The sequence below is a fragment of the Bradyrhizobium sp. P5_C12 genome (assembly GCF_054049735.1).
Window position 1 is genome coordinate 61,811 of sequence record NZ_JBFULU010000010.1, and the last position, 25,066, is coordinate 86,876.

Consider the following 25,066-nt stretch of genomic DNA (forward strand, 5'->3'; position numbering starts at 1 on the left):
GGGTGTCTCCGCAGTGGGACACTCCCGATGAGGAGAGAGCCCTCACCCGCCGCTACGCCATAGCCAAGGCTTTGCCTTGGCGTCTTTCAAGAGCACGGCCGCCGAAGGCGGCCTATGCCTCTCCCGCAAGCGGGAGAGGCTCAGACCGAGCTCGCGGTGAGACCAACTCCGACTTTGGACGCCAGCTAAATCTTGTTGTTCTCCGGCGCGATCCCGAGTCGCCGCACGATTTCGGTCCCCACGGCGCGGGCCTCGAGCCGCGAGCCGATCCGGGGGCTGCGAAACCGCCGCCCCGAGCGCAACCGGATCGTGACGATGCAGTGCTCGTCCTCGGACCGGCCGCGGCGCTCGACGGTGATCGTCTTCACGTCCTGCCCCTCGATATGGTCGGCGCGCGGCTGGCCGTCGCCCCACAGCCGTTCGACGCGGATGTCGCCCTTGCGGATGATCCAGAACGCGCCGGTCACGAGATTGGCGTATCGATGGACCGCGAACGCCGCAATCGCGCCGAGCGGCAGCAGCAGGATATCGACATGGCTCGGAGGCCATCCGCGCCAGAGCTTGTAGGCGTAGGGCACGGCGGACAGTGCGACCGCGATCAGCGCGACGATCCTTATGTCCCGCGCGGAAAACGCTTCGAGAGGCTCGCCGAGGTGCATCTCGGGATTGCTGGCATCGAGCGGATTGATCGGCTCCTCGACATTGGGAACGTCGAATTGCGCGGCGATCCGCGCCACGGTGTCACGCACATGCGTGACGTCGGAGATCGGCGGCGACGTCAGGCGCTCGCCCGAGACAAGCGTGAAGACAAGCTGAAAGCGGGCTTTCACCCTCTTGCTGCCGGGGACCTGTAACCCCGTGATGTCGTCCTTCGCAACGATCCGCGTCTGGAGCTTTCCGAACGGCCGCTGCTGCCCGATCAGAATCTCGTCTTGTGTGATGATCCACACCACCGCCGGCGCCATCATGATGCCGATGACAAACCCCGCGCCCACCAGCAGCGCAACCAGCGATATGACGATTTCCAGCGTGTCGTGCGTGAACAGGCCCGGCGTGAAGCACAGCGCAACGGCCGCCGCAAAGCCGGACATGACCAGCCGCTGCGCGATCGAGGCGCCTTCACGAAGGCGAATGTCGTTGCTGGTGGTCGCGTCGTCCATTGCTGGCGGCTGATTGTGTCGGGGCGAAACTCCACGGACGGGTCCGCGGAGTCAAGCAACAAGGGCGTTAGCGGTTCACCGCTGCACGCGCTCGGAGGCAACCCCGAGACGCAAGGCAATTTCCGCAGCCACTGCGCGCGTCTCGTCCAGCGTCCCGATGCCCGGGCTGAGGAATTTCTGTCTGTTGAGAAGGTCGATCCTGACGACGTAGCGCTCTTCCTCGACCTTGCTGTCGCGCTCGACCCCAATCGTGTCAACGTCGCCACCGGTGATCGTATCGACATGCGGCTTCCCGTCTCGGGACAGCCGTTCGACGCGCAGTTCACCGCGGCGGACGGTCCAGAACGGAGAGCCAAAGCCGTGGGCGTACCGATAGAGCAGAATGGCTGCGATGATACCCACCGGCACCACGGCGATCTCGAGAGCGGCAAGCGGCAGGCCGTTCCAGAATTTGTAAGCATAAGGGATCGTGCATAGCCCGGCGATGATCACCGTGATGATTCGAATATCGTAGCCCGCGGCCGGCCTCACGGGTTCACCCAGATGAATCTCTGCATTCGTAGCATCGAGTGAGTTTGCCGGAGGATCGATATTCGCGATGCCAAGCTGCTCAGCGATACGTGCGGTGGTTTCGTAGACATGCGTGATGTCGGATAGCGTCGGTGAAGTCAGGCGATCGCCCGACGCAAGCAGAAGGGAGACGTGGAATCGCGCTGAGTTGGCCTGGTCATGGTTGACCTTGGCTGCCGATATTTCCTCGCGCCGGATGAATCTGCTACTGCGCCGGCGAAGTGGACTCGCCTCTTCGATGAGGATCCCGTCCTGCCTGATGGTCCACAGCACATCGGCGCCAAAGCCCGCTTGGCACAGCATCAGAATGCCCAGTATCAGCGCGATCGGGGCGGCGATGACACTGTCGCTCCAGTTGGCCAAGCCCAAAACGCCAAAAAGCAGCACCGCTGCCGCAAAGCCAGTCAGGAGCAAGCGGTCCTGGCGCGACAGATTCTTTCGAAGGCGAATTTCGCTCTCTCGTGTTGCCTCGTCCATCGCCTGCACTTCCATTGATGCGAAACTCCACGGAGGGCTCCGTGGAGTCAAGCGCCAAGCGCAGGAAGTCTTATCGACAACTTAAGGTGCGCGCGCCTAGCTGCTGGCGCTGAGCAGCTTTGCCACCGTGCGGTCGATCTCGTCGTAGCGGCCTTCGCCGGCGTGCTGGAACACGATCCTGCCGGTCTGGTCGATGATGTACTGCGCCGGCCAATACTGGTTGCTGTAGGCGTTCCAGGTCTTGGAATCATTGTCCTGCGCCACCGGATAGGTGATGCCGTGGCGCTTCAGCGCGGCCTGCACATTGGACGCCGAGCGCTCGAACGGGAATTCCGGCGTGTGCACGCCGACCACGACGAAGCCCTTGTCCTTGTACTTGGCGTAGAGGTCGGTGACGTGCGGCAGCGTGTTGACGCAGTTGACGCAGCCATAGGTCCAGAAGTCGACCAGCACGACCTTGCCGCGCAGGTCGGCGAGAGTGAGCGGTTTTGAGTTGAACCAGTTGGTGATGCCGGTGAAGTCGGGCGCGGCCTGCTGGCTTGCGGCGGCGGTGACGATCGGCGCTGCGCGTGCGGCCTCGTCGCAGATGCCGGGGATGACGGCGCCGGTCACGGCGATGCCGATCAGGGCGGTGGAGACGGCGAGCAGTTTAAAAGTCATGGAAGCGTCCTCCGGTGATGGTGAGAGGTGATCACAGGCCGATCTGGCCGGTGGGGTAGAATCCGGTGAGCCACGCCACGAGCAGCGTGTCGTACTGGAAGTAGGCGGCGACCGCGAAGGCGATCACGACGACGCCAAAGCCCTGCTGCAGGCGCGGCGAGATCCGCGCCAGGCTGCGCACGCGCGTGGTCGCGGCCTGTCCGCCATAGGCGATCGCCAGCATCGGGATCGCAGCACCAATGGCGTAGGCGATCAGCAGCGTGCCGGCCCAGGCGGCGTTCTTCGACGTCGCCACCAGCGTCAGGATCGAGCCGAGCACGGGGCCGGCGCAGGGCGTCCAGACCAGGCCGAGCGTGGTGCCGAGCACGAGACCGCCGAGCGCGCCCTCGCGCTGGGTGGCGCTGGCGGCGCCGAGATCGAGCCAGCCATTGAGCCGGATCGTCAGCCATTCGAACGGCGCCGGCCACAGCATCAACAGGCCGAAGCCGAGCAGCAGGATCAACGCGGCCTCGCGCAGCACATTCGGATCGAAATCGAACAGCCGCGTGATTGCGCCGAGCAGCAGCGCGGCCGCGGAGAACGAGATGACGAAGCCGAGCGCGATCATCGCCGGCCGCAGCCGCCCCGCGCGCCCGATCGAGGCGCCGAGCAGGATCGGCAGCATCGGCAGCGTGCACGGCGCGGCGATGGTGAGGATGCCGGCAAGGACAGCAAAGGCGAGTTCGAGCATCGGGCCACTCGTGAAGGGGGTCACGAGGGGTGGTTCGGGGCGGATGCCTCAGCCGTTACGTGGCGTCACGGCTTCGTGACGATTGGGGCGCCTATCAAGACGACGGTGCGCTCCCTCCGCCGCTTGCGGGGGAGGGTTGGGGAGAGGGTGTCTCCGCAATGGGACACCCCCGAGAGGAGAGAACCCTTACCCGCCGCGCGCGGGACGATGCTTCGCATCGCCCGGGGCGCGTCGGGTCTCTCCCGCAAGCGGGAGAGGCGGGAGTGCGCGGCGAAAGCCCCCCAAACACAAAACGACCCGGCGGGGGGCATCCCGTCCGGGTCGTGGAAGTCCTTGGGAGGTTTAACTAAAACCGTATGTGAGCTTTATAGGGAGGAAGTTTTTCCGCCTGATGTTGTGCTTTGTTTCAATTGTTTCGTCTGCGGTAACGCTTCCGTGTCCGGGGCAGGGCCGAGGTGCGGCCCTATCCCATTGAAATCCTTGAGCTTCAGGCGGCGAAGCGATCGACGCCACAGCCCTTAAGCAGATCGGCCAGCTGCTTGCGGGCGTAGAACATCCGGGTCTTCACCGTGCTCTGGGGGATGCCGATGATCTGCCCGACCTCCTCCACCGACTTCTCGTGGTAGTAGACGAGGGTGATGATCTCGCGATGCGCGGGCGACAGCTTGGCGACGCAGGCGCGCAGGATCGCGCTGGTGTCGCTGCGGTCGAGCGACGTCTCCGGCGTATCGCAACCATCCGGGATCTGCCGCACGTCTTCCTGGTCGATGTCCTCGAAGCGGCGCTGGCGCATCGCGGTCAGCGCCTTGAAGCGCGCGATCGACAGCAGCCAGGTCGAGACCTGCGAGCGGCCCTGGAACTGGCCGGCGGTCCGCCACACGTCGAGGAAAACCTGGCTCACGAGGTCTTCCGCCGTGGTGGCATCACGCACGATGCGCAGGATGAAGCGGTAGACCCGCACATGGTGCCGGCAATAGAGGATGTGCATCGACGTCCGGTTGCCGTCGGCAATGCTTTCGAGAAGCATGTCGTCCGAGGTCGCCTGAGCGGCGATGATGCTCTGGCTGGCTTGGGCGTTGATGGCGATGACGTTCGGCATTGACTTAGCTCCCCGTAGCGCCGCAACCGAGCGGCGTTTCCTTGGACCAAAGTGTTAATGAGCCAACGTTTCGGGACGTCTGCACCACAAGCGGAAAATGGTTTCGTGCGCCGCCAAATTGTTTCGTCGAAACGGGGGCGACGAAACATTCGGGGCAAAAAGTCGTGGAATTTCAATGTACGGAAAATACGGGGTGGGGGGTCTGGCGGCGCGCGGAGCAGCCGGGAACGTATTTCCGGCTTTTGCGTTCGATGTCGCCACAAACCCGATGTCGTCCCGGGTGAGGCTGGCCCCTACGCCTTCTCGCCCGCCGGCGAGAACAGATAGCCGCCGCCGCGGATGGTGCGGATCACGGCGGGCTTGGTCGGGTCGGGCTCGATCTTGCGGCGGATGCGCATGATGCGGAGGTCGACGGCGCGGTCGAACGCCTCGGCGTCGCGCGCATTGGCCAATTCCAACAGCCGCTCGCGCGACAGCACGCGCTTCGGGTTGGCCGCGAACACCTTGAGCAGCCCGAACTCCGACGCGGTCAGCGGATGCTCGTTGCCTTCGTCGTCGCGCAGGGCCTGCGCTTCGAGATCGAGCCATTTGGTGCCGAAGCGCACCAATTGATCCTTGTCGGACTTGGCAGCCGCCGCCTCCGCGGCCGCTGCCTTCACCGGCGTGCTCCTGCGCAGCACCGAGCGGATGCGCGCCATCAGCTCGCGCAGCTCGCAGGGCTTTGCGACGTAATCGTCGGCGCCGAGCTCGAGCCCGACGACGCGATCGATCGGGCTCGCGGTCGCCGTCAGCATGATCACCGGCACGTTGATGCGGCTCTTCAAGTCGCGGATGATCGACAGCCCGTCTTCCTCGGGCATGTTGAGGTCGAGCACGACGAGGTCGGGCATGCCGCCCTGGATCGCCATGCGCAGGCTCTTGCCGCCGTCGCACAGCGTCACGGTGAAGCCGTGCATCTTGAGGTAATCGCCGACCATCTCCCGGGCCGGGGCCTCGTCGTCGACGATCATGATGTGCTGGCTTTGGGTCATGTCATCTCAGAATCTTGCAGATCTCGGTACTCGAATCATGGCGTTTCGGTCGCGGGCAGCGTGATGGTGAAGGTCGATCCCTTGCCGGGGCCGTCGCTCGCGGCGGTCACCTCGCCGCCATGCATGTCGATAATACGCTTGACGATGGAAAGCCCAAGCCCCGTCGAGCTCTCGCCGGCGGTCGGTTTTGCGGATAGGCGCTGGAACCGGCCGAACAGCCGGCCCAGATCCTCCGGCGACAGCCCCGCGCCCTCGTCGTTGACGCGGATGATGGTGTCGCTGCCTTCATGCGTGACCACGACGCCGATCTTGCCGCCGATCGGGCTGTACTTGATGGCGTTGCTGATCAGATTGTCGATCGCTTCGCGGATGCGGTCGGTGTCGCACATGGTGACGATGTTGGATGGCGCCGTGACGCTGATCGCCTGCTGCTTGTTGACGGCGAGCGGCTGGTTGGCGTCGGCGACCTCCTTGACCAGCGCCGCGACGTCGACCGGCTCGCGGCGAATGGTGATGTCGAAGGCATCGGCCATCGCGTCCGAGATCAGATGATCGACCATCGTGGTCAGGCGCTTGGTGGCGTCGCGGATGTGATCGACCTGGGCGACCACGCCGCCTTCCGACGCGCCGGTCGAGATCAGCTCCTTCAGCATCTCGGTGCGGCCGAGGATGACGCCGAGCGGATTCTTGAGGTCGTGGGCGACGGTGCCGAGGATTTCGTTCTTGAAGCCGTTGGCGCGCTGCAGCCGCAGCCATTGCGCCGACAGGCGGCGGTTGGCCTGCATCAGGGCGCGGGTGCGCTGGGCGACCCGGTCCTCGAGCTGGGTGTTGGCGTCCTGGAGCTGCTGATAGAGGATCACGTTGTCGAACGCGATCGAGAGCCGGCTCGAGAAGATCTCGACCAGCGAGCGGTCGGTCTCCGACAGCTCGCGCTCGGCCTGGAGCAGCACCACCACCTCGCGGCCGCTTCCGGTGCGCAGATAGATCACGCTGCGGTGGTCGGCGAATTCGTTCTTGCGGCGCTGGAAGGCGGCTTCGACCATGTCGCGCAGATCGGGATCGAGCGCCCGTGACGAGGTGGTGCCGATGAAGCGGCTGTAGCAGCCGCTGCCGGCGAGCACCGAGAGCTCCGGATCGACGCCGCCATTGTCGCGCAGGACCAGTATGCCGGCGCAGTCGACATTGAGCAGCGAGGCAAGCTGGGTCAGCACGCCCTCGGCGAGCCGCTGCATCGACTTGAAGTCGTACAGCGTCGAGGCGGCGTCGATGATGATCTCGAGCCCGCGCCGCGTCTGCACCATGCGCTCGAGCTGCTGGTAGGAGCGCAGCGCCGCGGTCAGCGAGGTGAACAGCTTGTCGGCGGTGAGCTCGGTCTTGGCCTTGTAGTCGTTGATGTCGTACTGCACGATCACGCGCCGCTCCGGCGCCTGGCCGGGCTGGCCGGTGCGCAGGATGATGCGCACGGTCTCGTTCTTGATCTCGTTGCGGATGAACTCGACGAGCTCGAGGCCGGCGACGTCGGTCTCCATGATGACGTCGAGCAGCACCGCGGCGATGTCGTTGTGCGCGGCCATCAGCTTGCGGCCTTCGGCCGCGGAATGGGCCGAGAGAATCTCCAGGCCCTGGCCGTTGAGGCTGTAGTCGGACAGCGCGAAGCGGGTGCCGTCATGCACCGCCGGATCGTCGTCAATGACGGCGATTTTCCATTTCCGGGCGGTGTTATCCTCCGACGCGGTACCGGTATCGTCGATCAGGTGGAGGACATCGTCCTGTTCGGCCATTGAGAAGTCCCGTCAGTCTCTGTGCTTTGCGTGCCGCCCCTGGCGAGGCGGGGCATGATAATGCGAAAAGTAGTGCCTTGTCCCAGCTTGGATTCCAGCATCATCCGCCCGCCGAGCTGCTGGGTGACGAGGTTATAGACGATATGGAGGCCGAGTCCCGTGCCGCCTTCATTGCGCCGGGTGGTAAAGAAAGGGTCAAAGGCCTGGCGCTGCACGTCAGGGGTCATGCCGGCGCCGTCATCGGCGAAGCTGATCTCGATGTCGTCGGCGCCGCGCGGCCGCGCCGAGATCGTGATGGTGCCGGCGCGGCCGTCGGCGAAGGCGTGGTTGGCGGCGTTGAGGAACAGGTTGGTCAGGATCTGGCCGTAGGAGCCGGGATAGCCGTCGAGCAGCAGTCCCTCGGGCACGTCGACCTGGAGCGTGATCGGCGAGCGCTTCAGCACGGGGCGCAGGCTCGCGATGATCTGCTCGGTGGCTTCGCTCAATGAGAACTGCCGCCGCTCGGCATGCGAGCGGTCGACCGCGACCTGCTTGAACGACTGGATCAGCTCGCCCGCGCGCTGCAGGTTGGCGACGAGCTGCTGCGAGGCGTCGCGCGAGGACTGCACGAATTCCTCGAGCTGCGAGCGGCGCAGGCCGCCGTCGCCCTTGAGCTGGGCCTCGAAGATCTCGGTGCGCCGGGCAAAGCTGGAAGCGACCGTCAGGCTGATGCCGATCGGGTTGTTGACCTCGTGGGCGACGCCCGCGACGAGGCCGCCCAGCGCCGCGAGCCGTTCGGCATCGATCAGGTTCTGCTGCGCGGCATTGAGCTCGAGCAGCGCGCTTTCGGCCTTTTCCTTCGAGGCGCGCAGCTCGTCCTCGGTCTCGCGCTTGGCGATCGCGTTCTCGCGGAATACCTCCACCGCGCGCGCCATGGCCCCGACCTCGTCTCGCGCGCGCGTGCCCTGCACCTCGCGGTCGAGATCGCCGAGCGTGATCGCGCGCATCGCCGCCATGATCTGCTGGAGCGGCAGCCGGATCGACAGCGCGATCAGCACGCCGGCAGTGAGGATGATGCCGAGGAAGATCACCGCAATGGAGAGGACTCGGCGAGAAATGTCCGCCAGCGTGCGGTCGAAGGTCCCCTGCGCCTTCTGCTCGCGCTGGCGCATCTTGGTCGAGAGGTCGTCGATGGCGCCGATCGCCTCGGCCTGGCTGGCGTCGATGGTGTTGCGCAACAGCTCGGTACGGCTCGAAAGCTGTTCGGAGAGTTTTGCAAAGCCTTCGCGCAGCGCCGTGGTGCGGGTGGCGAGCTTTTGCAGCGCCATGCGCTGGAGGTCGTTGTCGGCGAGATCGAGCATCACCGGGACGGTCTTCTCGATCGTCTCGGTGTTGCGCCGCGCCTCGTCGGCTGCGGCCGGCGACAGCGACAGATAGTAGGAATTGGCCGCCACCAGCATCGCGGTGAAGGCCTCGCGGGACTTGCCGAGCGAGGGCCAGATCAGGGCGTCGCGGTGGCCGGTGGCGCCCTCGATGATGGAGTACAGGCCGGCCATGTCCCTGGCCGGGCCCTGCACCTGCTCCTCATAGGTTTTTGCGATGGTCGCCTGCACGCTGCGCAGCTCGCCAAAACCGTTGAGGAAGCGGTCGGTGGTGCGCTCCAGCTCCTCGACCGAGCCCGCCAGCATCGGGTCCTTGGCGGCGCGGTTGGTCAGCGTGCCCAGCACCGCCTCGCGCAGCAGCAGGATCTCGGCGAACAGGTCCGGGCTCGGCTGGTTGATGTAGCGGTGGATCAGATTATGCAGGCGCCCGGTCTCGCTTTCGAGCAGCGCCAGGATCCTGTCGGATTCGCGTACCTGGCGGACGTCGTCCCAGGCCGAGCCCAGCACCTGCGCGCCGTTCCAGATCATCGCGACCAGCACCACCACCACGGCGGAATTCAGCGCCGCGATCGACAGGATGCGCCAGCGGATCGGCACCGCCCGCAACACGCCGACGAGACGCGCGCGCAGCCGCCCGATCGGGCCGGGCGGCCTGTCCGCGGTCTCGCTGTGTCCGAGTCCAGCCAAGAAGCTCTACTCCACCTTGCGAATGCGTTCGATCAGCGCGGCCGCGGCGGGATCGCGCGCGGCCTTGGCGTAGATCGGCGCCATCGCCGCTTCGAACGGCATGCGGTCGATGTCCCTGACGACGGTGATGCCGGCGGCCTGCGCCTTGCGCTGCGACTGCTCCTCGAGGTCGCGCCATTTCTCGCGCATGAAGCGGCTGGAGCGCGCCGCCGCCTCCCTGAAGATCTGCTGGTCGCGCTCCGACAGGCTGCGCCAGGCCTTGAGCGAGATCACCAGCACCTCGGGGCTCATCGTGTGCTCGGTGAGCGCCAGGTAGCCGGCATGTTTGTAGTGGTCTGTCGTCACGAAGGATGGCCAGTTGTTTTCAGCGCCGTCGATCAGGCGGGTCGCAAGCCCCGTGAGCACCTGCCCATAGGGCAGCTCGACCGGCTCGGCGCCGAGCGAGCGGATCATCTCGCTCATCAACTCCGATTGCTGCACCCGGATCCGCAGACCCTTGAGGTCGGCGATGCTCTTCACCGGGCGGACGCCGTTGTAGATCGAGCGCGCGCCGGAATCGTAGAAGGCGAGCCCGACGAAGCCGTAGGGCTCGAAGCTGTCCAGGATCTCGCTGCCGATCGGCCCGTCCAGCACCTTCTGCATGTGCTCGATGGACCGGAACAGGAACGGCATGGCGAGCACGTTCATCGCCGGCACGAAATTGCCGATCAGGGCCACATTGGTCCGGTTGAGGTCGATCGCGCCGGCCCGGGTCTGCTCGATCGTCTCCTTCTCCTCGCCGAGCTGGCGGGAGTGAAACACCTTGATCTCGTGCCGGCCGGCGGTGCGCTCGGCGATCAGGGCGCCCATGTAGCGCAGCGCCTGGACGGTCGGGTAATCCTCGGTCTGGGTGTCGGCGGCGCGGAATTCGCGCGCAACGGCGCCCGCCGCGCACATGCCCATCGACACTGTGGCGAGCAGAAGCGCGACAAAAACCACCCCGGTCCGCGAGAGTTCGGCACGGTTCAACACTGGCACACTCAACCCCTCAGTGGTGGAGTCTATGGCAGGAGGAAAAGGTTCAATGCAATCTAGCAGATGGTCAAAGGAAGGCCATCCCGGCTCGTCCCGCGGAACGTTTGTGCGGCGCGGCCAGCGCTCATTCCCGGTTGAAACCGCAGATGCCGCGCCTTAAGCAGGCTATAGTCGCCTTTCGCCGCGCGACACGGGAAGAGCCATCGTGATTTCAGCATTGCGCCTTTTGCAGGCCGTCGCCGCTTTCATCGCCCTCACATTGGCCTCTCCGGCCCGCGCCGCCACCGACATCGCGTGGTGGCACGCAATGTCCGGCGAGCTCGGCCGGCAGCTGGAGAAGCTCGCCTCCGACTTCAACGCCTCGCAGTCCGATTACCGGATCGTGCCGAGCTACAAGGGCAACTACACCGAGACGGTGACCGCGGCGATCTTCGCCTTCCGCTCGCGCAGCCAGCCCGCGATCGTCCAGGTCAACGAGGTCGCCACCGCCACCATGACCGCGGCCAAGGGCGCGATCTATCCCGTGTTCAGCATGATGCGGGACATGAACGAGCCGTTCTCGCTCGACGATTACCTTCCCGCGGTCTCCGGCTATTACACCGATGCGGCCGGCAATCTGCTGTCCTTCCCGTTCAATTCGTCGACGCCGATCCTGTACTACAACAAGACCATGTTCCGCGACGCGGGCCTCGATCCGGACAAGCCGCCGAAGACCTGGCCGGAGCTGGGAGCCGCCGCCAAACGCCTGCGCGACCGCGGCGCGGCTTGCGGCTTCACCACGTCCTGGCCGTCCTGGATTCATGTCGAGAATTTCTCCGCCTTTCATAATCTGCCGCTCGCGACCCGCGCCAATGGTTTTGCGGGGCTGGATGCGGAGCTGACCATCAGCAATCCCGTCGTCGTGAAGCACGTCGCCCAGCTCGCCGAATGGCAGAAGACCAAGGTGTTCGACTATGGCGGCCGCGGGCAGTCGGCCGAGCCGCGCTTCCAGAACGGCGAATGCGGCATCTTCATCGGCTCCTCGGCGACGCGCGCCGACATCAAGGCGAATTCGAAGTTCGAGATCGGCTACGGCATGATGCCGTATTGGCCCGACGTGAAGGACGCGCCGCAGAACTCGCTCATCGGCGGCGCCACGCTGTGGGTGCTGCGCGACCGCCCGCGCCAGGAATACAAGGGCGTGGCACGGTTCTTCGCCTATCTGTCGCAGCCCGGCGTGCAGGCGGCCTGGCACCAGAACACCGGCTATCTGCCGATCACCCGCGCCGCCTATGAGCTGACGCGCGCGCAGGGCTTTTACGAGCGCAATCCGGGCTCTTCGATCTCGTTCGAGGAGGTCACGCTGCATCCGCCGACGGAGAACTCGAAGGGCATCCGGCTCGGCTCCTTCGTCCTGATCCGCGGCGCGATCGAGGACGAGCTGGAGCAGGCGTTCTCCGGCCAGAAGCCCGCGCAGGCCGCGCTCGATTCCGCGGCCGAGCGCGGCAACAAGCTGCTCCGCCAGTTCGAGCGCGCCAGCCCGGAGCGGTAGTATGTTGCGATTGGATCTGGCTGCAACCGCAGGCGAGGCGCGCTCCCTCCCCCGCTTGCGGGGGAGGGCTGGGGAGAGGGTGTTTCCGCAACGGGACAATCCCCAAGAGGAAAGAGCCCTCACCCGCGCCTTCGGCGCGACCTCTCCCGCAAGCGGGAGAGGTACACCGCCTTCTCGGTATGCACCGAATCAACCAAAGCCGCCTTGCACGAGCTTTTGCGGATGACCAACGTTGCATCGCAAGAGCTGCCGGCTTTCGCCGACGCGCAAGCCTTTCGCGCCTGGCGCTCCGATCCGCCGCAATGGCTGCCGATCGCAATCGACATCGCCCGCGGCCACGGCCTCGACGCCAGCTCGCCGCATGTGTTTTCGACTGGCACCAATCTCGTCGTAGGGCTCAGTGAGAACCTGATCCTGAAGGTCTTCCCGCCGCTCTTGCGCGCGCAGTTCGTTTCCGAGCGCCGGTCGCTGACCCAGCTCGCAGGCCGTCTTCATCTGCCGATTCCGCAAATCGTCGCCGAAGGCGAGCGCGACGGCTGGCCCTATCTGATCATCACGCGCCTTGCCGGCACGCTCGGCTCGGACGCCTGGCCGTCCTTGCCGGAAGCGCAGAAGGAGCGCCTGCTGCGCCAGATCGGCGAGACCATCGCGGCCGTGCAGCGCGCGCCGCTCGGCCCGCTTGCGCAGATCGAGCCGCGCTGGGACGATTTTATGCGCGCCCAGATCCAGGGCTGCCGCAGCAGGCACGAGCGTCTCGGCCTCGCGCCAAAATTCCTCGCCGGCCTCGACGATCTCCTGCGCGATGCGGCCGCGCTCATCCCGACGAACGCGCCGCCGGTGATCCTGATCGGCGAATACATTCCGGAAAATGTTCTGCTCGCCTGCCGCAACGATCAATGGTCGCTCGCCGGCCTGTTCGACTTCGGCGATGTGCTCGCGGGATGGCGCGACTACGATCTGCTCGGCCCCAGCGCCTTCATGGCCGCGGGCCGGCCGGGGAGGGTGCGCAGCCTGCTCGAGGGTTTTGGCTATTCGAACTTCGATTTCGCACTCAAGCGCCGACTGATGGCGCTGATGCTGCTGCATCGTGCCAGCGACCTCAACAGCCACATCTGCATCGAGGGCTGGCAGGAGCAGGCGGACGATCTCGTCGAGCTTCAGGATTTGATCTGGACCGAATAATCGCTTGCGCCTCGATCTCCACCGTCGTCCCGGCGAAGGCCGGGACCCATAACCCCAGGGAGAAGTTTGGCGAAGACTGGCAGTGAAGATCCGTCCCGCGGTACTGGCACCGGCACTCACCGACAGGTCACGCGGTATGGGTCCCGGCCCCCGTGCGCAATTGCGCACTAGGCCGGGACGACGTTCGAGATTGTTGAAGGGGCGCGACCCAATCACACTGTCGTCCTGAACAAGCGAGCGAAGCGAGTGCCGATCCAGGACCCATTACCCCAGGGAGAGGTTGTCGCGCGAAGCTGGTCCCTACGAGTCTTCGCAAAACCACTCCCTGGAGTAATAGGTCCTGGCTTTCGCCAGGACGACGGCCGTCGAATAGGGGCGCCCACCAAATAAGCCAACGCCTCGCACAGCTTATTTCGTAAGCAAAATCTATTCTTTGTATGCAATGAAGGCGGCTGCCCAAACGGCGACCAGATCGTTCGCCTCTGAATTCTTGTTCAATTTCAGCACCTTAATCTGATCGTAAGCCCCCGTTAAGCTTTGGCACGAACCTTGCGAATCCAGTTCCAACCAGAAACTTTTGAGTTGGAGCGATTTCATGAAGCGCCGCGATTTCCTCAAGTCCGTTTCCGGATTGGCCGCTGGCGCGGCGCTTCCGGCCATGCCGTCGGTGATGTCGTCGGCCAAGGCCGATGCCCGCTCGGAGACGCTGCTGATCGTCTCGGAAGGCGGTCCCAACAATCTCGACATCCATGGCGTCGGCACCAACGTGCCCGGCTATGAAGTGTCCTGGAATTGCTACGACCGGCTGATCAGCCACGAGATGAAGGCCGGTCCCGGCGGCGTGCCCTATTACGACCGCGACAAGTTCAAGGGCGAGCTCGCCGAGGACATGAAGATCGACGACATGTCGGTCACCTTCAAGCTGAAGAAGAACGCCAAATTCCACGACGGCACGCCGGTCACCGCCAAGGACGTGAAATGGTCGCTCGATCGCGCCGTCAGCGTCGGCGGCTTTCCGACCTTCCAGATGAGCGCGGGCTCGCTGACAAAAGCCGAGCAGTTCGTCGTGATCGACGACACGACCGTGCGGGTCGATTTCGCCAAGAAGGACCGGCTGACGATTCCCGACCTCGCCGTGATCGTTCCCTGTATCGTCAACTCCGAGCTGGTGAAGAAGAACGCCAGCGAGAAGGATCCCTGGGGTCTCGAATTCACCAAGCAGCAGACCGCGGGCTCCGGCGCCTACAAGGTGACGAAGTGGACCGCCGGCACCGAAGTGATCATGGAGCGCAACGAGGATTGGGTCGGCGGGCCCTTGCCGAAAATCAAGCGCGTGATCTGGCGCATGGTGCCGCAGGCCGGCAACCGCCGGGCGCTGCTCGAGCGCGGCGACGCCGACATCTCCTACGAATTGCCGTTCAAGGATTTCCAGGAGATGAAGGCGAGCGGCAAGCTCAACGTGGTGTCGCTGCCGTTCTCCAACGGCATCCAGTATATCGGCATGAACGTGACCAAGCCGCCGTTCGACAATGTGAAGGTGCGGCAGGCCATCGCCTATGCGCTGCCGTACCAGAAGATCATGGACGCCGTGCTGTTCGGCCTCGGCAATCCCATGTTCGGCGCCGCCAAGGACAAGCCGACGGAAGTCGCCTGGCCGCAGCAGCACAAATACAACACCGACATGGAGAAGGCGAAGGCGCTGCTGGCTGAAGCCGGCTACGCCAACGGCTTCGAGACCACGATCTCGTTCGACCTCAACTTCGCCGGCGTCAACGAGCCGCTCTGCGTGCTGGTGCAGGAATCACTCGCCCAGCTCGGCATCAAGACCACCATCAACAAGGTGCCCGGCGCCAACTGGCGCACCGAATTGAACAAGAAGGAGATGCCGCTCTTCACCAACGTGTTCTCCGGCTGGCTCGATTACCCCGAATACTTCTTCTACTGGTGCTATCACGGCAACAATTCCGTCTTCAACACCATGAGCTACAAGTCGGCGGAGATGGACAAGCTGATCGATGGCGCGCGCAATGCGGCCGCAACCGGCGACACGGCGACCTACGGCACCGACGTGAAAGGCTTTGTCGATCTCGCCTATGCCGACGTCCCGCGCATCCCGCTGTACCAGCCCTTCGTCAACGTCGCGATGCAGAAGAACATCAGCGGCTACCAATACTGGTTCCACCGCCGCCTCGACTATCGCGCGATGGCGAAGGGGTGAGGCGTCATGCTGATCGTCGGCGACGCATCGGCATGTGTTGGTTTCTTTCACTGGAGTGAGGTGGGCACTGTCCTCTCATTCCCTCCCCCCTTGTGGGGGAGGGGCAGGGAGAGGGGTAGCCACGAACTCCGATCTCTCCCGGAGCCACCCCCCTCCCTAGCCCTCCCCCACAAGGGGGGAGGGAACGCAGCGGCGCAAGCAGCCCAAGTCCGTTCCCAATTGCCAGACAGAAGGAAAGCACTCCCATGCTGACCATGATCGGCAAGCGCCTGATGTTCGCGATTCCGTCGCTGATCGGCGTCGTCATCGTCACCTTCCTGCTGACGCGCGCGCTGCCCGGCGATCCCGCCGCGTATTTCGCCGGCCCCGCCGCGACCAAGGAAGCCGTCGAGCAGATCCGCAAGAAGCTCGGCCTCGACCGGCCGCTGATCGAGCAGTTCTTCCGCTACACCAACGATCTCGCCCACGGCGATTTCGGCAACTCGCTCACCACCGGCCAGCCGGTCGCGGCCGAGATCCGCAACCGCCTGCCGGCCTCCGCCGAGCTGACGCTGCTCGGCCTCATCGTCTCGATCGTGATCGCCATTCCGCTCGGCGTGCTGGCGGCGACGCGGCCGGGATCATGGGTCGACCACTTATGCCGGGTGACGACGACGGCCGGCGTGTCGCTGCCGGTGTTCTTCACCGGGCTGGTGCTGGTCTATGTCTTCTATTTCCGGCTCGGCTGGTCGCCTGCGCCGCTCGGACGGTTAGACGTGTTCTACAGCGCGCCGCCGACGGTCACCGGCTTCTACCTGATCGACACCCTGATCGCGCGCGACTTCGAGGCGTTTCGTTCTGCGCTGAGCCAGCTCATCCTGCCCGCGACGACGCTTGCGATCTTCTCGTTGGCGCCGATCGCGCGCATGACCCGCGCCTCGATGCTGGCGGTGCTGTCGTCGGAGTTCGTCCGCACCGCCCGCGCCAGCGGCCTGTCGCCGGCGACCGTCATCGTCACCTACGCCTTCCGCAACGCGATGCTGCCCGTCATCACCACGCTCAGCATGGTGTTCTCGTTCCTGCTTGGCGCGAACGTGCTGGTCGAGAAGGTGTTCGCCTGGCCCGGCATCGGCTCCTATGCGGTGGAAGCGCTGATCTCGTCGGACTTCGCGCCGGTGCAGGGTTTCGTGCTGACCATGGCGGTCATGTACGTGCTTTTGAATCTGGTGATCGACATTCTCTATGGCGTGATCGATCCACGTGTCAGGTTGGAGGGCTAAACCATGAGCTCCGTTGCGCCTGCTGTCGAACCCGTGGGTCCCGCGCGCACCTCGGGACTCGCCGCGATCCTCGAACAGACCCGTTACGTTCTCGGCGAGAACAAGGTCACGGGCTTCGCCTTCGCGCTGCTGATCGTGATCCTCGCTGCCGCGATCTTCGGTCCCTATGTGGTGCCGTATGATCCGCTGGCGTCCGACACCGCGGCGTCGCTGAAGCCGCCCTCGGCCGCGCACTGGTTCGGAACCGATCAATTGGGCCGCGACATCTTCAGCCGCGTCGTGGTGGCGACGCGTCTCGATACGTTCATCGCGGTCGCCTCCGTCGTGCTGGTGTTTCTGATGGGCGGGCTCGCCGGCATCGCCGCCGGCTATTTCGGCGGCTGGACCGACCGTATCGTCGGCCGCATCGCCGACACCATCATGGCCTTTCCGCTGTTCGTGCTGGCGATGGGCATCGTCGCAGCGCTCGGCAACACCGTGCAGAACATCATCCTGGCGACCGCCATCGTCAACTTCCCGCTTTATGCCCGTGTTGCGCGCGCGGAAGCCAATGTCCGCCGTAACGCCGGCTTCGTGCAGGCGGCGCGGCTGTCGGGCAACGGCGAATTCCGCATCCTCTTGGTGCACATTCTGCCGAACATCATGCCGATCATGATCGTGCAGATGTCGCTGACCATGGGCTACGCCATCCTCAACGCCGCCGGCCTGTCCTTCATCGGCCTCGGGGTCCGCCCGCCGACCGCCGAATGGGGCATCATGGTCGCGGAAGGCGCCGGCTTCATGGTGTCGGGCGAATGGTGGATCGCGCTGTTCCCGGGCCTCGCTCTGATGATCGCCGTGTTCTGCTTCAACCTCCTCGGCGACGGCCTGCGCGACATCGTCGACCCGCAGCGGAGGACGTGATGGCCAATTTCCGTCCAAAATTCATCAATGATTCCAGTGCCATTCTACTGTGCATGGGGTTGTTTTCGACCTTTTTGATTGGCAGGCACCCATGACCGCCCAGCCGCTCCTCGACGTCCAGGACCTCACGGTCGAATTCTCCACCCGCCGCGGCATTGTGAAGGCCGTGCAGCACGTCAACATCTCCGTCGCCAAGGGCGAGACGCTCGCCATCGTCGGTGAGTCCGGCTCCGGCAAGTCGGTGACGTCCTACGCGGTGATGCGCATCCTCGACCGCGCCGGCAAGATCGCCGAGGGCTCCGTGATGTTCTCCGGCATCGACGTCAAGGCCGCGACCGAAGACCAGATGCGCGATCTGCGCGGCCGCGAAGTCTCGATGATTTTTCAGAACCCGCGCGCGGCACTGAACCCGATCCGGAAAGTCGGCGACCAGATCGAGGACGTGCTGCGCACCCATGTGCAGCAGGCGCCGGTCGCCGATCGAGGTGAGAGGGCGATCGAGGCGCTGGAGCAGGTCAAGATCGCCCGTCCGCGCGAGCGCTACCACGCCTATCCGTTCGAGCTTTCGGGGGGCATGTGCCAGCGCGTCGTCATCGCGCTCGCGCTCGCCTGCAATCCGCAGCTGCTGATCGCCGACGAGCCGACCACCGGCCTCGACGTCACCACGCAGAAAGCAGTGATGGATTTGATCGTCGAGCTGACCAAGCGCAAGTCGATGTCGACCATCCTGATCACCCACGATCTCGGCCTCGCCGCTGCCTATTGCGACCGCGTCGTGGTGATGGAGAAGGGCCGGGTGGTCGAGACCGCCAAGGCCGCCGACATCTTCGCCAACCCGCAGCACCCCTACACCAAGAAGCTGATGCGCGCGACGCCGCGGCTCGGTGTGAGCTTGCGGGATCTGCTGCCGGAGGAGGAGGGCATCTCCCAATCCTCATCAGTCATGGCCGGGCTTGACCCGGCCATCCATCACGCTTCGCAAGACTCGTCTCAGGCGATGGACCCCCGGGTCAAGCCCGGGGGTGACGAGACTCCCAAGCCCCTCCTCCTCATCGAAAAGCTGGTCAAGGAATATCCCCGCCAGGGCGCGACCGCGACGCTCGGCAAGCTGTTCGGCCGCAAGCCGCCGGTCGAGCCGGACGTCTTCCGCGCCGTCGACGGCATCAGCTTCTCGATCGGCCACGGCGAGAGCGTCGGCCTGGTCGGCGAATCCGGCTGCGGCAAATCGACCACATCGATGATGGTGATGCGGCTCTTGGACCAGACCTCCGGCCTGATCCAGTTCGACGGCGAGGACATCGGCGCCATCCAGCCTGCCTCCTTCGCCCGGCTGCCGCAGCGCAGCCGCATCCAGATGGTGTTCCAGGACCCGACCGACAGCCTCAACCCGCGCTTCACCGCCGTGCGCGCCATCGCCGACCCCATCATGCAGCTCGGCGACGTCAGGGGGCGTGACGCGCTCCGGGCGCGCTGCGAGGAGCTGGCCACCATGGTCGGCCTGCCGCTCAACCTGCTGGATCGGTTCCCGCACCAGCTGTCCGGCGGCCAGAAGGCCCGCGTCGGCATTGCCCGGGCGATCGCGCTGCATCCGAAGCTCGTCATCCTGGACGAGCCGACCGCGGCGCTGGACGTGTCGGTCCAGGCCGTGGTCCTCAACCTGCTCCAGGACCTCAAGGCGCGGCTAGGTATGAGCTATCTGTTCGTCTCGCATGATTTGAACGTAGTGCGCTTGCTGTGCGATCGTGTCATTGTGATGCGGACGGGTCGAATCGTCGAGGAAGGCTCTTCCGAGAGGGTTTTGAGCGATCCGCAGGACGACTACACCAAGGAGCTGTTGACGGCGATCCCGCATCCGCCGTTGCCGGTGCACTGAGAGACTGTTTGGGAGCGTGATGGCCGAACCGCTGGACGATTACATCGACGCCGTCGCGAAAGCGCTGGCGTTGCCTGTCGAGGACGCCTGGCGGCCGGCCATTCGCGCCAATCTCGAGGTCTCGCTGCGGCTCGCCCGCCTGGTCGACGAATTCGCGCTGCCGGACGAGACCGAGCCGGCGCCCATCTTCTCCGTCTGACGCCGCCATGACCACCAAGCCAGATTTGACGGCTGCCGAGATCGCCAAGGCGGTGGCCGGCGGCAAATTGTCCGCGCTCGATGCCACCGAAGCAGCCCTTGCGCGGATCAAGCAGCACGACGGCATCCTCAATTCCTTCACCGACGTCACCGCCGATCGCGCCCGTGCGAAAGCGCGCGCGCTCGATGCCGATGTAGCCGCCGGCAAGACAGTCGGCCCGCTCGCCGGCGTCCCCTTCGCGGTGAAGAACCTCTTTGACGTCGCGGGCCTGCCGACGCGGGCCGGCTCCAAGATCAACCGCGACCTTGCGCCCGCCAAGCGCGACGCCACGCTGATCGAACGCATGGAAGCCGCTGGCGCCGTGCTGGTCGGCGCGCTCAACATGGGCGAATACGCCTACGACTTCACCGGCGAGAATGTCCACGACGGGCCCTCGCGCAATCCGCACGACACCACGCGGATGAGCGGTGGCTCCTCCGGCGGTTCGGGGAGCGCCGTCGGCGGCGCGCTGGTGCCGATCGCGCTGGGATCGGACACCAACGGTTCGATCCGCGTGCCATCGTCGTTCTGCGGCATCTTTGGCCTGAAGCCGACCTATGGCCGGCTGTCGCGGGCGCGCTCCTTTCCGTTCGTCGCGAGCTTCGATCATCTCGGCCCGTTCGCGCGCTCGGTCACCGATCTCGCGCTTGCCTATGACGCGATGCAGGGGCCGGATCCCGACGATGCCGCCTGCACGACCACGCGCGGTCTGGAGCCGACGACGCCGCTGCTCGCCAATCCGGTTTCGGACCTGCGCATCGCGATTGCCGGCGGCTACTTCCAGAAGAACGTGTTTCCGGAAGCCGTCGAAGCCGTCAGCCGCGTCGCCAAGGCGCTTGGCGCGACGCAAATCGTCGATGTGCCTGAAGCCGCGCGCGCCCGTGCAGCGGCTTACGTCATCAGCACGACCGAAGGCGCCTCGCTGCATCTCGATCGCCTGCGCAAGCGCCCGAACGATTTCGATCCCGCCGTGCGCGACCGGCTGATCGCCGGCGCGATGGTGCCGGCGCCGCTGGTCGACCGCGCGCAGAAATTCCGCCGCTGGTATCGCGCGCAGTTTTCCGAGATCTTCAAATCCGTCGACGTGCTGATCGCGCCGGCAACGCCCTGCACCGCGCCGAAGCTTGGCCAGGTGAATTTCAATCTCGACGGCGTCGATCTGCCGGTGCGCGCCAATATCGGTATCCACACCCAGCCGATCTCGTTCATCGGCCTGCCCGTGGTCGCGGTTCCCGTGCCGCTCGAGCCGCTGCCGATCGGCGTGCAGATCATCGCCGCGCCCTGGCGCGAGGACATCGCGTTGCGCGTCGCGCACGCATTGGAGAAGATGGGCGTCGTCGCCGCGCCGTCACCGAGAGGAATTTGAAATGGAGATTGATCTCCCCGAGGTGATCGCGGAAGTCAAAGCCGCGTTCGAGCGCTATGAGCAGGCGCTGATCACCAACGATGTCGCCGTGCTCGGCGAGCTCTTCCGCAATGACTCGCGCACGTTGCGCTACGGCATCGGCGAGAACCTCTACGGCTATGAGGCGATCTCCGGCTTCCGCGCCGGCCGCTCGCCGGTCGGGCTTAACCGCCGCACCGCGAAAACCGTCATCACCAGCTATGGCCGCGATACGGCCGTGGCCTCCACTTTGTTCTACCGCGACACGACTCCCGGCAAGGTCGGCCGGCAGATGCAGACCTGGATTCGCTTCCCGGAGGGCTGGCGCGTCGTCGCTGCCCATGTCAGCATCATCGACGAGTCGAAAGAGACCTGATCGGATGACGCTTGACGACTTTCCGCCCGGAACACTGCCGGCCGAGCCGGTGGTGCCGCGCGTCGACCGGGCGCTGCCCTCGCTGCAGAAGGTCACGCGTGCCGAGGAGCTGCGCCTTCAGCTCGCCGACGAGATCGTGCGCGGCGCCCTGCCGCCCGGCGCGCCGCTGGACGAGACCGATATCGCGCGGCGCTTCAGCGTGTCGCGCACGCCGGTGCGCGAGGCGCTGCGTCAGCTGGTGGCGAGCGGCCTGGTCGAGGCACGGCCTCATCGCGGCGCGGTGGTGGCGCAGCCGTCGATCGAGCGGCTGAAGGGCATGTTCGAGGCGATGGCCGAGCTCGAGGCGCTGTGCGCCGGCCTTGCCGCCGAGCGCATGTCGGCGGCTGAGCGACATGGTCTCGAAGCCGTTCACGAAGAGCTGCGGGTGCTGAGCTACGCCGGCAATCCCGACCGCTTCCACGAGGTCAACGAGCGCTTCCACAATGCGATCTATGCGGGATCGCAGAACGGCTACATCGCCGAGATCACGCTCGCAACCCGCGTCCGCGTGCAGCCGTTCCGCCGCGCCCAGTTCCGCAACCTCGGCCGCCTCGCCAAGTCACAAGCCGAGCACGACCGCGTTGTCGTCGCCATCATGCGCGGCGACAAGCAGGGCGCCGCCGCCGCCATGCGCGCGCATATCGAACTGGTGCGCGGGGAATACGAGATCTACGCGGTGTCGGTTTAGGCTCACACGATCCGCGACGCCTTGTTGCCCCAATACCGATCCCGCAGCAGCCGCTTGTAGAGCTTGCCGGTCGGCAGCCGCGGCAGCTCTTTTTCGAAATCGACCGAGCGCGGCACCTTCTGGCGCGACAGCGATGCCCCGCAGAAGGCGATCAGTTCCTCCGCCAGCGCCGGCCCGGGCACCACGCCCGGCATCGGCTGCACCACCGCCTTCACCTCTTCGCCGAGATCGGCATTGGGCACGCCGAACACGGCGGCATCCGCGACCTTCGGATGCGTGATCAGCAGGTTCTCGCACTCCTGCGGATAGATGTTGACGCCGCCGGAAATGATCATGAAGGTCGCGCGGTCGGTGAGGTAGAGGAAGCGGTCCGCGTCGACATAGCCGACGTCGCCGACCGTGCTCATGCTGCCGTCGGCCGAGCGCGCCTCTTTCGTCTTCTCCGGATCGTTGAAATATTCGAACGGCGATGCCGTCTTGAACCACACCTGGCCGGGCGTGCCGGTTGGGCACGGCCTCATGTCCTCGTCGAGGATGTGGAGGTCGCCGAACAGCACCTTGCCGACGGTGCCGCGATGGGCGAGCCACTCTTCGCTGTTGCAGGCGGTGAAGCCGAGGCCTTCGGTCGCGCCGTAATATTCGTGAATGATCGGTCCCCACCATTTGATGATGTCGTCCTTGACCAGCGCCGGGCAGGGTGCGGCGGCATGGATCGCGATCTCCAGCGATGACAGGTCGTAACGGCTGCGCACCTCCTCCGGCAGCTTCAGCATGCGCGAGAACATCGTCGGCACCAGCTGGGTGTGGGTGATGCCCCAGCGCTCGACGAGCTGGAGATAGCGCTCGGGATCGAAATTCTCCATGATGATCACGGTGCCGCCCATGCGGATCGTCAGGTTCACGGCCGCTTGTGGCGCCGAGTGATAGAGCGGCGCCGGCGACAGATAGACCATGCCCTCGCGGTAGTGCCAGAGCTTGGTCAGGAAATCGAACAGCGGCAGATTGTGCTTTGGCGGCTCCTCCGGCAGCGGCCGCAGGATGCCCTTCGGCCGTCCCGTCGTGCCCGACGAATACAGCATCGCGGTGCCGAGCCACTCATCCGCAATCGGCGTCGTCGGCAGGTCGGCGGTGACCTCCGCAAGGCCGACGATACGCTCGCTCTCGCCGGGTCCGTCGGCGACGATGCAGAGCTTGACGTCCGGACACACGTTGATCGCCTCGCGCGCGATGTCGAGCTTCGCCACCGACGTGATCAGGATCTTGGACTGGCTGTTGACGAGGAGATAGGCGAGTTCGCCCGCGGTGAGGAAGGAATTGATGCAGGTGTAGTAGAGGCCGGACCGCTCGCCGGCGCCGCAGGCTTCGAGATAGCGGGAATTGTTCTCCATGAAGATCGAGTAATGGTCGAGCCGCCTCAATCCGTGCCTGCGAAACAGCTGCGCCAGGCGATTACTGCGCGCATCGAGCTCGCGATAGGTGACGGTCTCGCCGGTCGCCGCCATGATGAAGGCGGGTTGCAGCGGGCGCAGGCGGGCATGCTGACCTGGATACATCAGTCCTCCGGTTTTGAACTATGCGGCGAGAAGCAGGATTTCGCGCACTTGCGCGGGGCCGTCGATCTTGCGCGGGTTGCGCGGGATCCAGTTGGTGCGCATCGCCTGTTCGGCGATGGCGTCGAAATGCTCCGGCGACACCCGCACCTCGGCAAGGCTGCGCGGCATGCCGAGCGAACGGATGAAGGCGTCCAGCACGTCGGCGGCATCCCGGCCGGGAAAGCCCATCGCGGCGGCGACGATGATCTGGCGCTCGGCATTGTCGCGCGCATTCCAGCGCATCACCGCCGGCAGCATGATGCAGGACGTGTAGCCATGCGGCACGTCGAAGGCGGCGCCAAGCACGTAGCCGATGCCGTGGCTCGCGCCCATCGGCACGCCGGCGGCGAGCGCGCCCATCGAGAGCCAGGTGCCGATCTGCGCATCCATCCGCGCGTCGAGGTCGGACGGGTCGGCCTTCACCCGCGGCAGCGCGTCGGCGAGCATGGCGAGGCCCTTCACCGATTGCGCGTCGGCGTAAGGATGCGTCTCGCGCGAGCAGATCGCCTCGACGCAATGGTCGACGGCGCGGATGCCGGTCGAGAGGAACAGCCATTCCGGCGTGTGCACGGTGATGGCGGGATCGAGGATGGTCGCGCGCGGCACCGTCAGCGGATGCCGCAGCATCTGCTTCACATGCGTGCTGCGGTCGGTGACGCCCGCGATCGAGCTGAACTCGCCGCCGGCAATGGTCGTCGGCACGCTGATCTGACGCACGGTCGGCGCATTCATCTCGGGCGCCACGCCCTTGTGCACGCGGATGCGCTCGATGCCGTCGATATCGTCGATGCCGTTGGCGAGGCAGAGCTGCACCGCCTTGGCGCCGTCGGTGATCGAGCCGCCGCCGACGGTGACGATCAGGTCGGCGCCCGCCTCGCGCGCCGCATTGGCAGCAGCGATCACCGCCTCGCGCGGCGTATGCGCCGGCATGGCGTCGAACAGCCCGGCGCAGCGCGCGCCCAGCGCCTCTCTGATCTTCGCGATTTCATCGGTCTGCCGGTTCAGTGTGCCGGACACCATCAGGAAGGCGCGGCGCGTCCCCAGCCGGTCCATCTGCGCGACAACAGCCTCGGCGGCGGGATGGCCGAACACAACCTCCTCGATCGCGCCGTATACGACACGCCCTTGGTGCACGCCTGTCCTCCCGGGACAATTCGTCTTGTTCTTGTGGGGGTAATCTAGCCGAGCCCGTCGCGGCCGTCATGTGCGAAGA

The 25,066-nt window shown here is 65.4% G+C and carries 22 protein-coding genes; 10 read left to right on the forward strand and 12 right to left on the reverse strand.

The window, feature by feature from the left end:
• Nucleotides 1-185: 185 nt before the first annotated feature.
• The 9 genes from ACXJMY_RS11905 to ACXJMY_RS11945 form a co-directional block, all read right to left on the reverse strand.
• A complete protein-coding gene (locus ACXJMY_RS11905) occupies nt 186-1,160 on the reverse strand; it encodes a hypothetical protein (RefSeq protein WP_456619521.1) in 975 nt (324 codons plus the stop codon).
• A 75-nt stretch (nt 1,161-1,235) separates the two neighbouring features.
• The gene (locus tag ACXJMY_RS11910; RefSeq protein ID WP_456619522.1) at nt 1,236-2,222 is read right to left on the reverse strand and encodes a hypothetical protein; all 987 of its coding nucleotides are present in this window, start codon (nt 2,220-2,222) and stop codon (nt 1,236-1,238) included.
• An 81-nt stretch (nt 2,223-2,303) separates the two neighbouring features.
• Nucleotides 2,304-2,867, reverse strand: coding sequence for a redoxin family protein (locus tag ACXJMY_RS11915; protein WP_456619523.1), 564 nt, complete (start codon nt 2,865-2,867; stop codon nt 2,304-2,306).
• A 31-nt stretch (nt 2,868-2,898) separates the two neighbouring features.
• A complete protein-coding gene (locus tag ACXJMY_RS11920; protein ID WP_456619524.1) occupies nt 2,899-3,597 on the reverse strand; it encodes a cytochrome c biogenesis CcdA family protein in 699 nt (232 codons plus the stop codon).
• 487 nt (nt 3,598-4,084) lie between these two features.
• Nucleotides 4,085-4,696, reverse strand: coding sequence for a sigma-70 family RNA polymerase sigma factor (locus ACXJMY_RS11925; RefSeq protein ID WP_456619525.1), 612 nt, complete (start codon nt 4,694-4,696; stop codon nt 4,085-4,087).
• Between the two features lie 293 nt (nt 4,697-4,989).
• The gene (locus tag ACXJMY_RS11930) at nt 4,990-5,727 is read right to left on the reverse strand and encodes a response regulator (RefSeq protein ID WP_456619526.1); all 738 of its coding nucleotides are present in this window, start codon (nt 5,725-5,727) and stop codon (nt 4,990-4,992) included.
• Nucleotides 5,728-5,762: 35 nt separating this feature from the next.
• On the reverse strand, nt 5,763-7,508 hold the full coding sequence (locus ACXJMY_RS11935) for an ATP-binding response regulator (protein ID WP_456619527.1): 1,746 nt from the start codon (nt 7,506-7,508) through the stop codon (nt 5,763-5,765).
• Entirely contained in the window at nt 7,478-9,556 is a 2,079-nt protein-coding gene (locus ACXJMY_RS11940) for an ATP-binding protein (protein ID WP_456619528.1), read from the reverse strand. Before ACXJMY_RS11940 ends, ACXJMY_RS11935 begins: the two co-directional genes overlap by 31 nt.
• A gap of 6 nt (nt 9,557-9,562) precedes the next feature.
• Nucleotides 9,563-10,573, reverse strand: coding sequence for a TRAP transporter substrate-binding protein (locus tag ACXJMY_RS11945; protein ID WP_456619529.1), 1,011 nt, complete (start codon nt 10,571-10,573; stop codon nt 9,563-9,565).
• A 202-nt stretch (nt 10,574-10,775) separates the two neighbouring features.
• Here ACXJMY_RS11945 and ugpB point away from each other — a divergent pair, with 202 nt between their 5' ends.
• Nucleotides 10,776-12,101 (forward strand): sn-glycerol-3-phosphate ABC transporter substrate-binding protein UgpB, encoded by a 1,326-nt coding sequence (gene ugpB / locus ACXJMY_RS11950; protein ID WP_456619530.1) that lies wholly within the window; start codon nt 10,776-10,778, stop codon nt 12,099-12,101.
• Nucleotides 12,102-12,323: 222 nt separating this feature from the next.
• Nucleotides 12,324-13,283: an aminoglycoside phosphotransferase family protein gene (locus ACXJMY_RS11955; RefSeq protein ID WP_456619531.1), complete on the forward strand. Its 960-nt coding sequence runs from the start codon at nt 12,324-12,326 to the stop codon at nt 13,281-13,283.
• 426 nt (nt 13,284-13,709) lie between these two features.
• Here the strand turns inward: ACXJMY_RS11955 and ACXJMY_RS11960 are convergent, their stop codons facing one another.
• A complete protein-coding gene (locus ACXJMY_RS11960; protein ID WP_456619661.1) occupies nt 13,710-13,967 on the reverse strand; it encodes a hypothetical protein in 258 nt (85 codons plus the stop codon).
• Between ACXJMY_RS11960 and ACXJMY_RS11965 the strand changes: the two genes are divergently transcribed.
• From ACXJMY_RS11965 to ACXJMY_RS12000, 8 genes are all read left to right on the forward strand, one after another.
• Nucleotides 13,879-15,501 carry an ABC transporter substrate-binding protein gene (locus tag ACXJMY_RS11965; protein WP_456619532.1) on the forward strand — a complete coding sequence of 541 codons (1,623 nt, stop codon included), beginning with the start codon at nt 13,879-13,881 and terminating at the stop codon, nt 15,499-15,501. The two genes, ACXJMY_RS11960 and ACXJMY_RS11965, sit on opposite strands and share 89 nt — an antisense overlap.
• 245 nt (nt 15,502-15,746) lie before the next feature.
• Nucleotides 15,747-16,760, forward strand: coding sequence for an ABC transporter permease (locus ACXJMY_RS11970; protein ID WP_456619533.1), 1,014 nt, complete (start codon nt 15,747-15,749; stop codon nt 16,758-16,760).
• A 3-nt stretch (nt 16,761-16,763) separates the two neighbouring features.
• Nucleotides 16,764-17,663, forward strand: coding sequence for an ABC transporter permease (locus ACXJMY_RS11975; protein WP_456619534.1), 900 nt, complete (start codon nt 16,764-16,766; stop codon nt 17,661-17,663).
• A 91-nt stretch (nt 17,664-17,754) separates the two neighbouring features.
• Entirely contained in the window at nt 17,755-19,536 is a 1,782-nt protein-coding gene (locus ACXJMY_RS11980) for a dipeptide ABC transporter ATP-binding protein (RefSeq protein WP_456619535.1), read from the forward strand.
• A gap of 19 nt (nt 19,537-19,555) precedes the next feature.
• Nucleotides 19,556-19,735, forward strand: coding sequence for a DUF4089 domain-containing protein (locus tag ACXJMY_RS11985; protein WP_456619536.1), 180 nt, complete (start codon nt 19,556-19,558; stop codon nt 19,733-19,735).
• Nucleotides 19,736-19,742: 7 nt separating this feature from the next.
• Nucleotides 19,743-21,140 (forward strand): AtzE family amidohydrolase, encoded by a 1,398-nt coding sequence (locus ACXJMY_RS11990; protein WP_456619537.1) that lies wholly within the window; start codon nt 19,743-19,745, stop codon nt 21,138-21,140.
• A 1-nt stretch (nt 21,141) separates the two neighbouring features.
• Complete coding sequence (hpxZ, locus tag ACXJMY_RS11995; RefSeq protein WP_456619538.1) at nt 21,142-21,534, forward strand: oxalurate catabolism protein HpxZ; 393 nt, start codon at nt 21,142-21,144, stop codon at nt 21,532-21,534.
• A 4-nt stretch (nt 21,535-21,538) separates the two neighbouring features.
• Nucleotides 21,539-22,261, forward strand: a complete 723-nt coding sequence (locus ACXJMY_RS12000; RefSeq protein ID WP_456619539.1) for a GntR family transcriptional regulator — start codon at nt 21,539-21,541, stop codon at nt 22,259-22,261.
• A gap of 2 nt (nt 22,262-22,263) precedes the next feature.
• On the opposite strand, the gene ACXJMY_RS12005 is transcribed toward ACXJMY_RS12000, so the two are convergent.
• Nucleotides 22,264-23,814, reverse strand: coding sequence for an AMP-binding protein (locus ACXJMY_RS12005; protein ID WP_456619540.1), 1,551 nt, complete (start codon nt 23,812-23,814; stop codon nt 22,264-22,266).
• Nucleotides 23,815-23,832: 18 nt separating this feature from the next.
• Complete coding sequence (locus tag ACXJMY_RS12010; protein WP_456619541.1) at nt 23,833-24,987, reverse strand: iron-containing alcohol dehydrogenase; 1,155 nt, start codon at nt 24,985-24,987, stop codon at nt 23,833-23,835.
• Nucleotides 24,988-25,066: the final 79 nt, after the last annotated feature.

What these genes read in the sequence shown, in the direction of transcription:
- ACXJMY_RS11905 (WP_456619521.1), bottom strand. Translation starts at nt 1,160, where the DNA reads ATGGACGACGCGACCACCAGCAACGACATTCGCCTTCGTGAAGGCGCC.
- ACXJMY_RS11910 (WP_456619522.1), bottom strand. Translation starts at nt 2,222, where the DNA reads ATGGAAGTGCAGGCGATGGACGAGGCAACACGAGAGAGCGAAATTCGC.
- ACXJMY_RS11915 (WP_456619523.1), bottom strand. Translation starts at nt 2,867, where the DNA reads ATGACTTTTAAACTGCTCGCCGTCTCCACCGCCCTGATCGGCATCGCC.
- ACXJMY_RS11920 (WP_456619524.1), bottom strand. Translation starts at nt 3,597, where the DNA reads ATGCTCGAACTCGCCTTTGCTGTCCTTGCCGGCATCCTCACCATCGCC.
- ACXJMY_RS11925 (WP_456619525.1), bottom strand. Translation starts at nt 4,696, where the DNA reads ATGCCGAACGTCATCGCCATCAACGCCCAAGCCAGCCAGAGCATCATC.
- ACXJMY_RS11930 (WP_456619526.1), bottom strand. Translation starts at nt 5,727, where the DNA reads ATGACCCAAAGCCAGCACATCATGATCGTCGACGACGAGGCCCCGGCC.
- ACXJMY_RS11935 (WP_456619527.1), bottom strand. Translation starts at nt 7,508, where the DNA reads ATGGCCGAACAGGACGATGTCCTCCACCTGATCGACGATACCGGTACC.
- ACXJMY_RS11955 (WP_456619531.1), top strand. Translation starts at nt 12,324, where the DNA reads ATGACCAACGTTGCATCGCAAGAGCTGCCGGCTTTCGCCGACGCGCAA.
- ACXJMY_RS11965 (WP_456619532.1), top strand. Translation starts at nt 13,879, where the DNA reads ATGAAGCGCCGCGATTTCCTCAAGTCCGTTTCCGGATTGGCCGCTGGC.
- ACXJMY_RS11970 (WP_456619533.1), top strand. Translation starts at nt 15,747, where the DNA reads ATGCTGACCATGATCGGCAAGCGCCTGATGTTCGCGATTCCGTCGCTG.
- ACXJMY_RS11975 (WP_456619534.1), top strand. Translation starts at nt 16,764, where the DNA reads ATGAGCTCCGTTGCGCCTGCTGTCGAACCCGTGGGTCCCGCGCGCACC.
- ACXJMY_RS11980 (WP_456619535.1), top strand. Translation starts at nt 17,755, where the DNA reads ATGACCGCCCAGCCGCTCCTCGACGTCCAGGACCTCACGGTCGAATTC.
- ACXJMY_RS11985 (WP_456619536.1), top strand. Translation starts at nt 19,556, where the DNA reads ATGGCCGAACCGCTGGACGATTACATCGACGCCGTCGCGAAAGCGCTG.
- ACXJMY_RS11990 (WP_456619537.1), top strand. Translation starts at nt 19,743, where the DNA reads ATGACCACCAAGCCAGATTTGACGGCTGCCGAGATCGCCAAGGCGGTG.
- hpxZ (WP_456619538.1), top strand. Translation starts at nt 21,142, where the DNA reads ATGGAGATTGATCTCCCCGAGGTGATCGCGGAAGTCAAAGCCGCGTTC.
- ACXJMY_RS12000 (WP_456619539.1), top strand. Translation starts at nt 21,539, where the DNA reads ATGACGCTTGACGACTTTCCGCCCGGAACACTGCCGGCCGAGCCGGTG.
- ACXJMY_RS12005 (WP_456619540.1), bottom strand. Translation starts at nt 23,814, where the DNA reads ATGTATCCAGGTCAGCATGCCCGCCTGCGCCCGCTGCAACCCGCCTTC.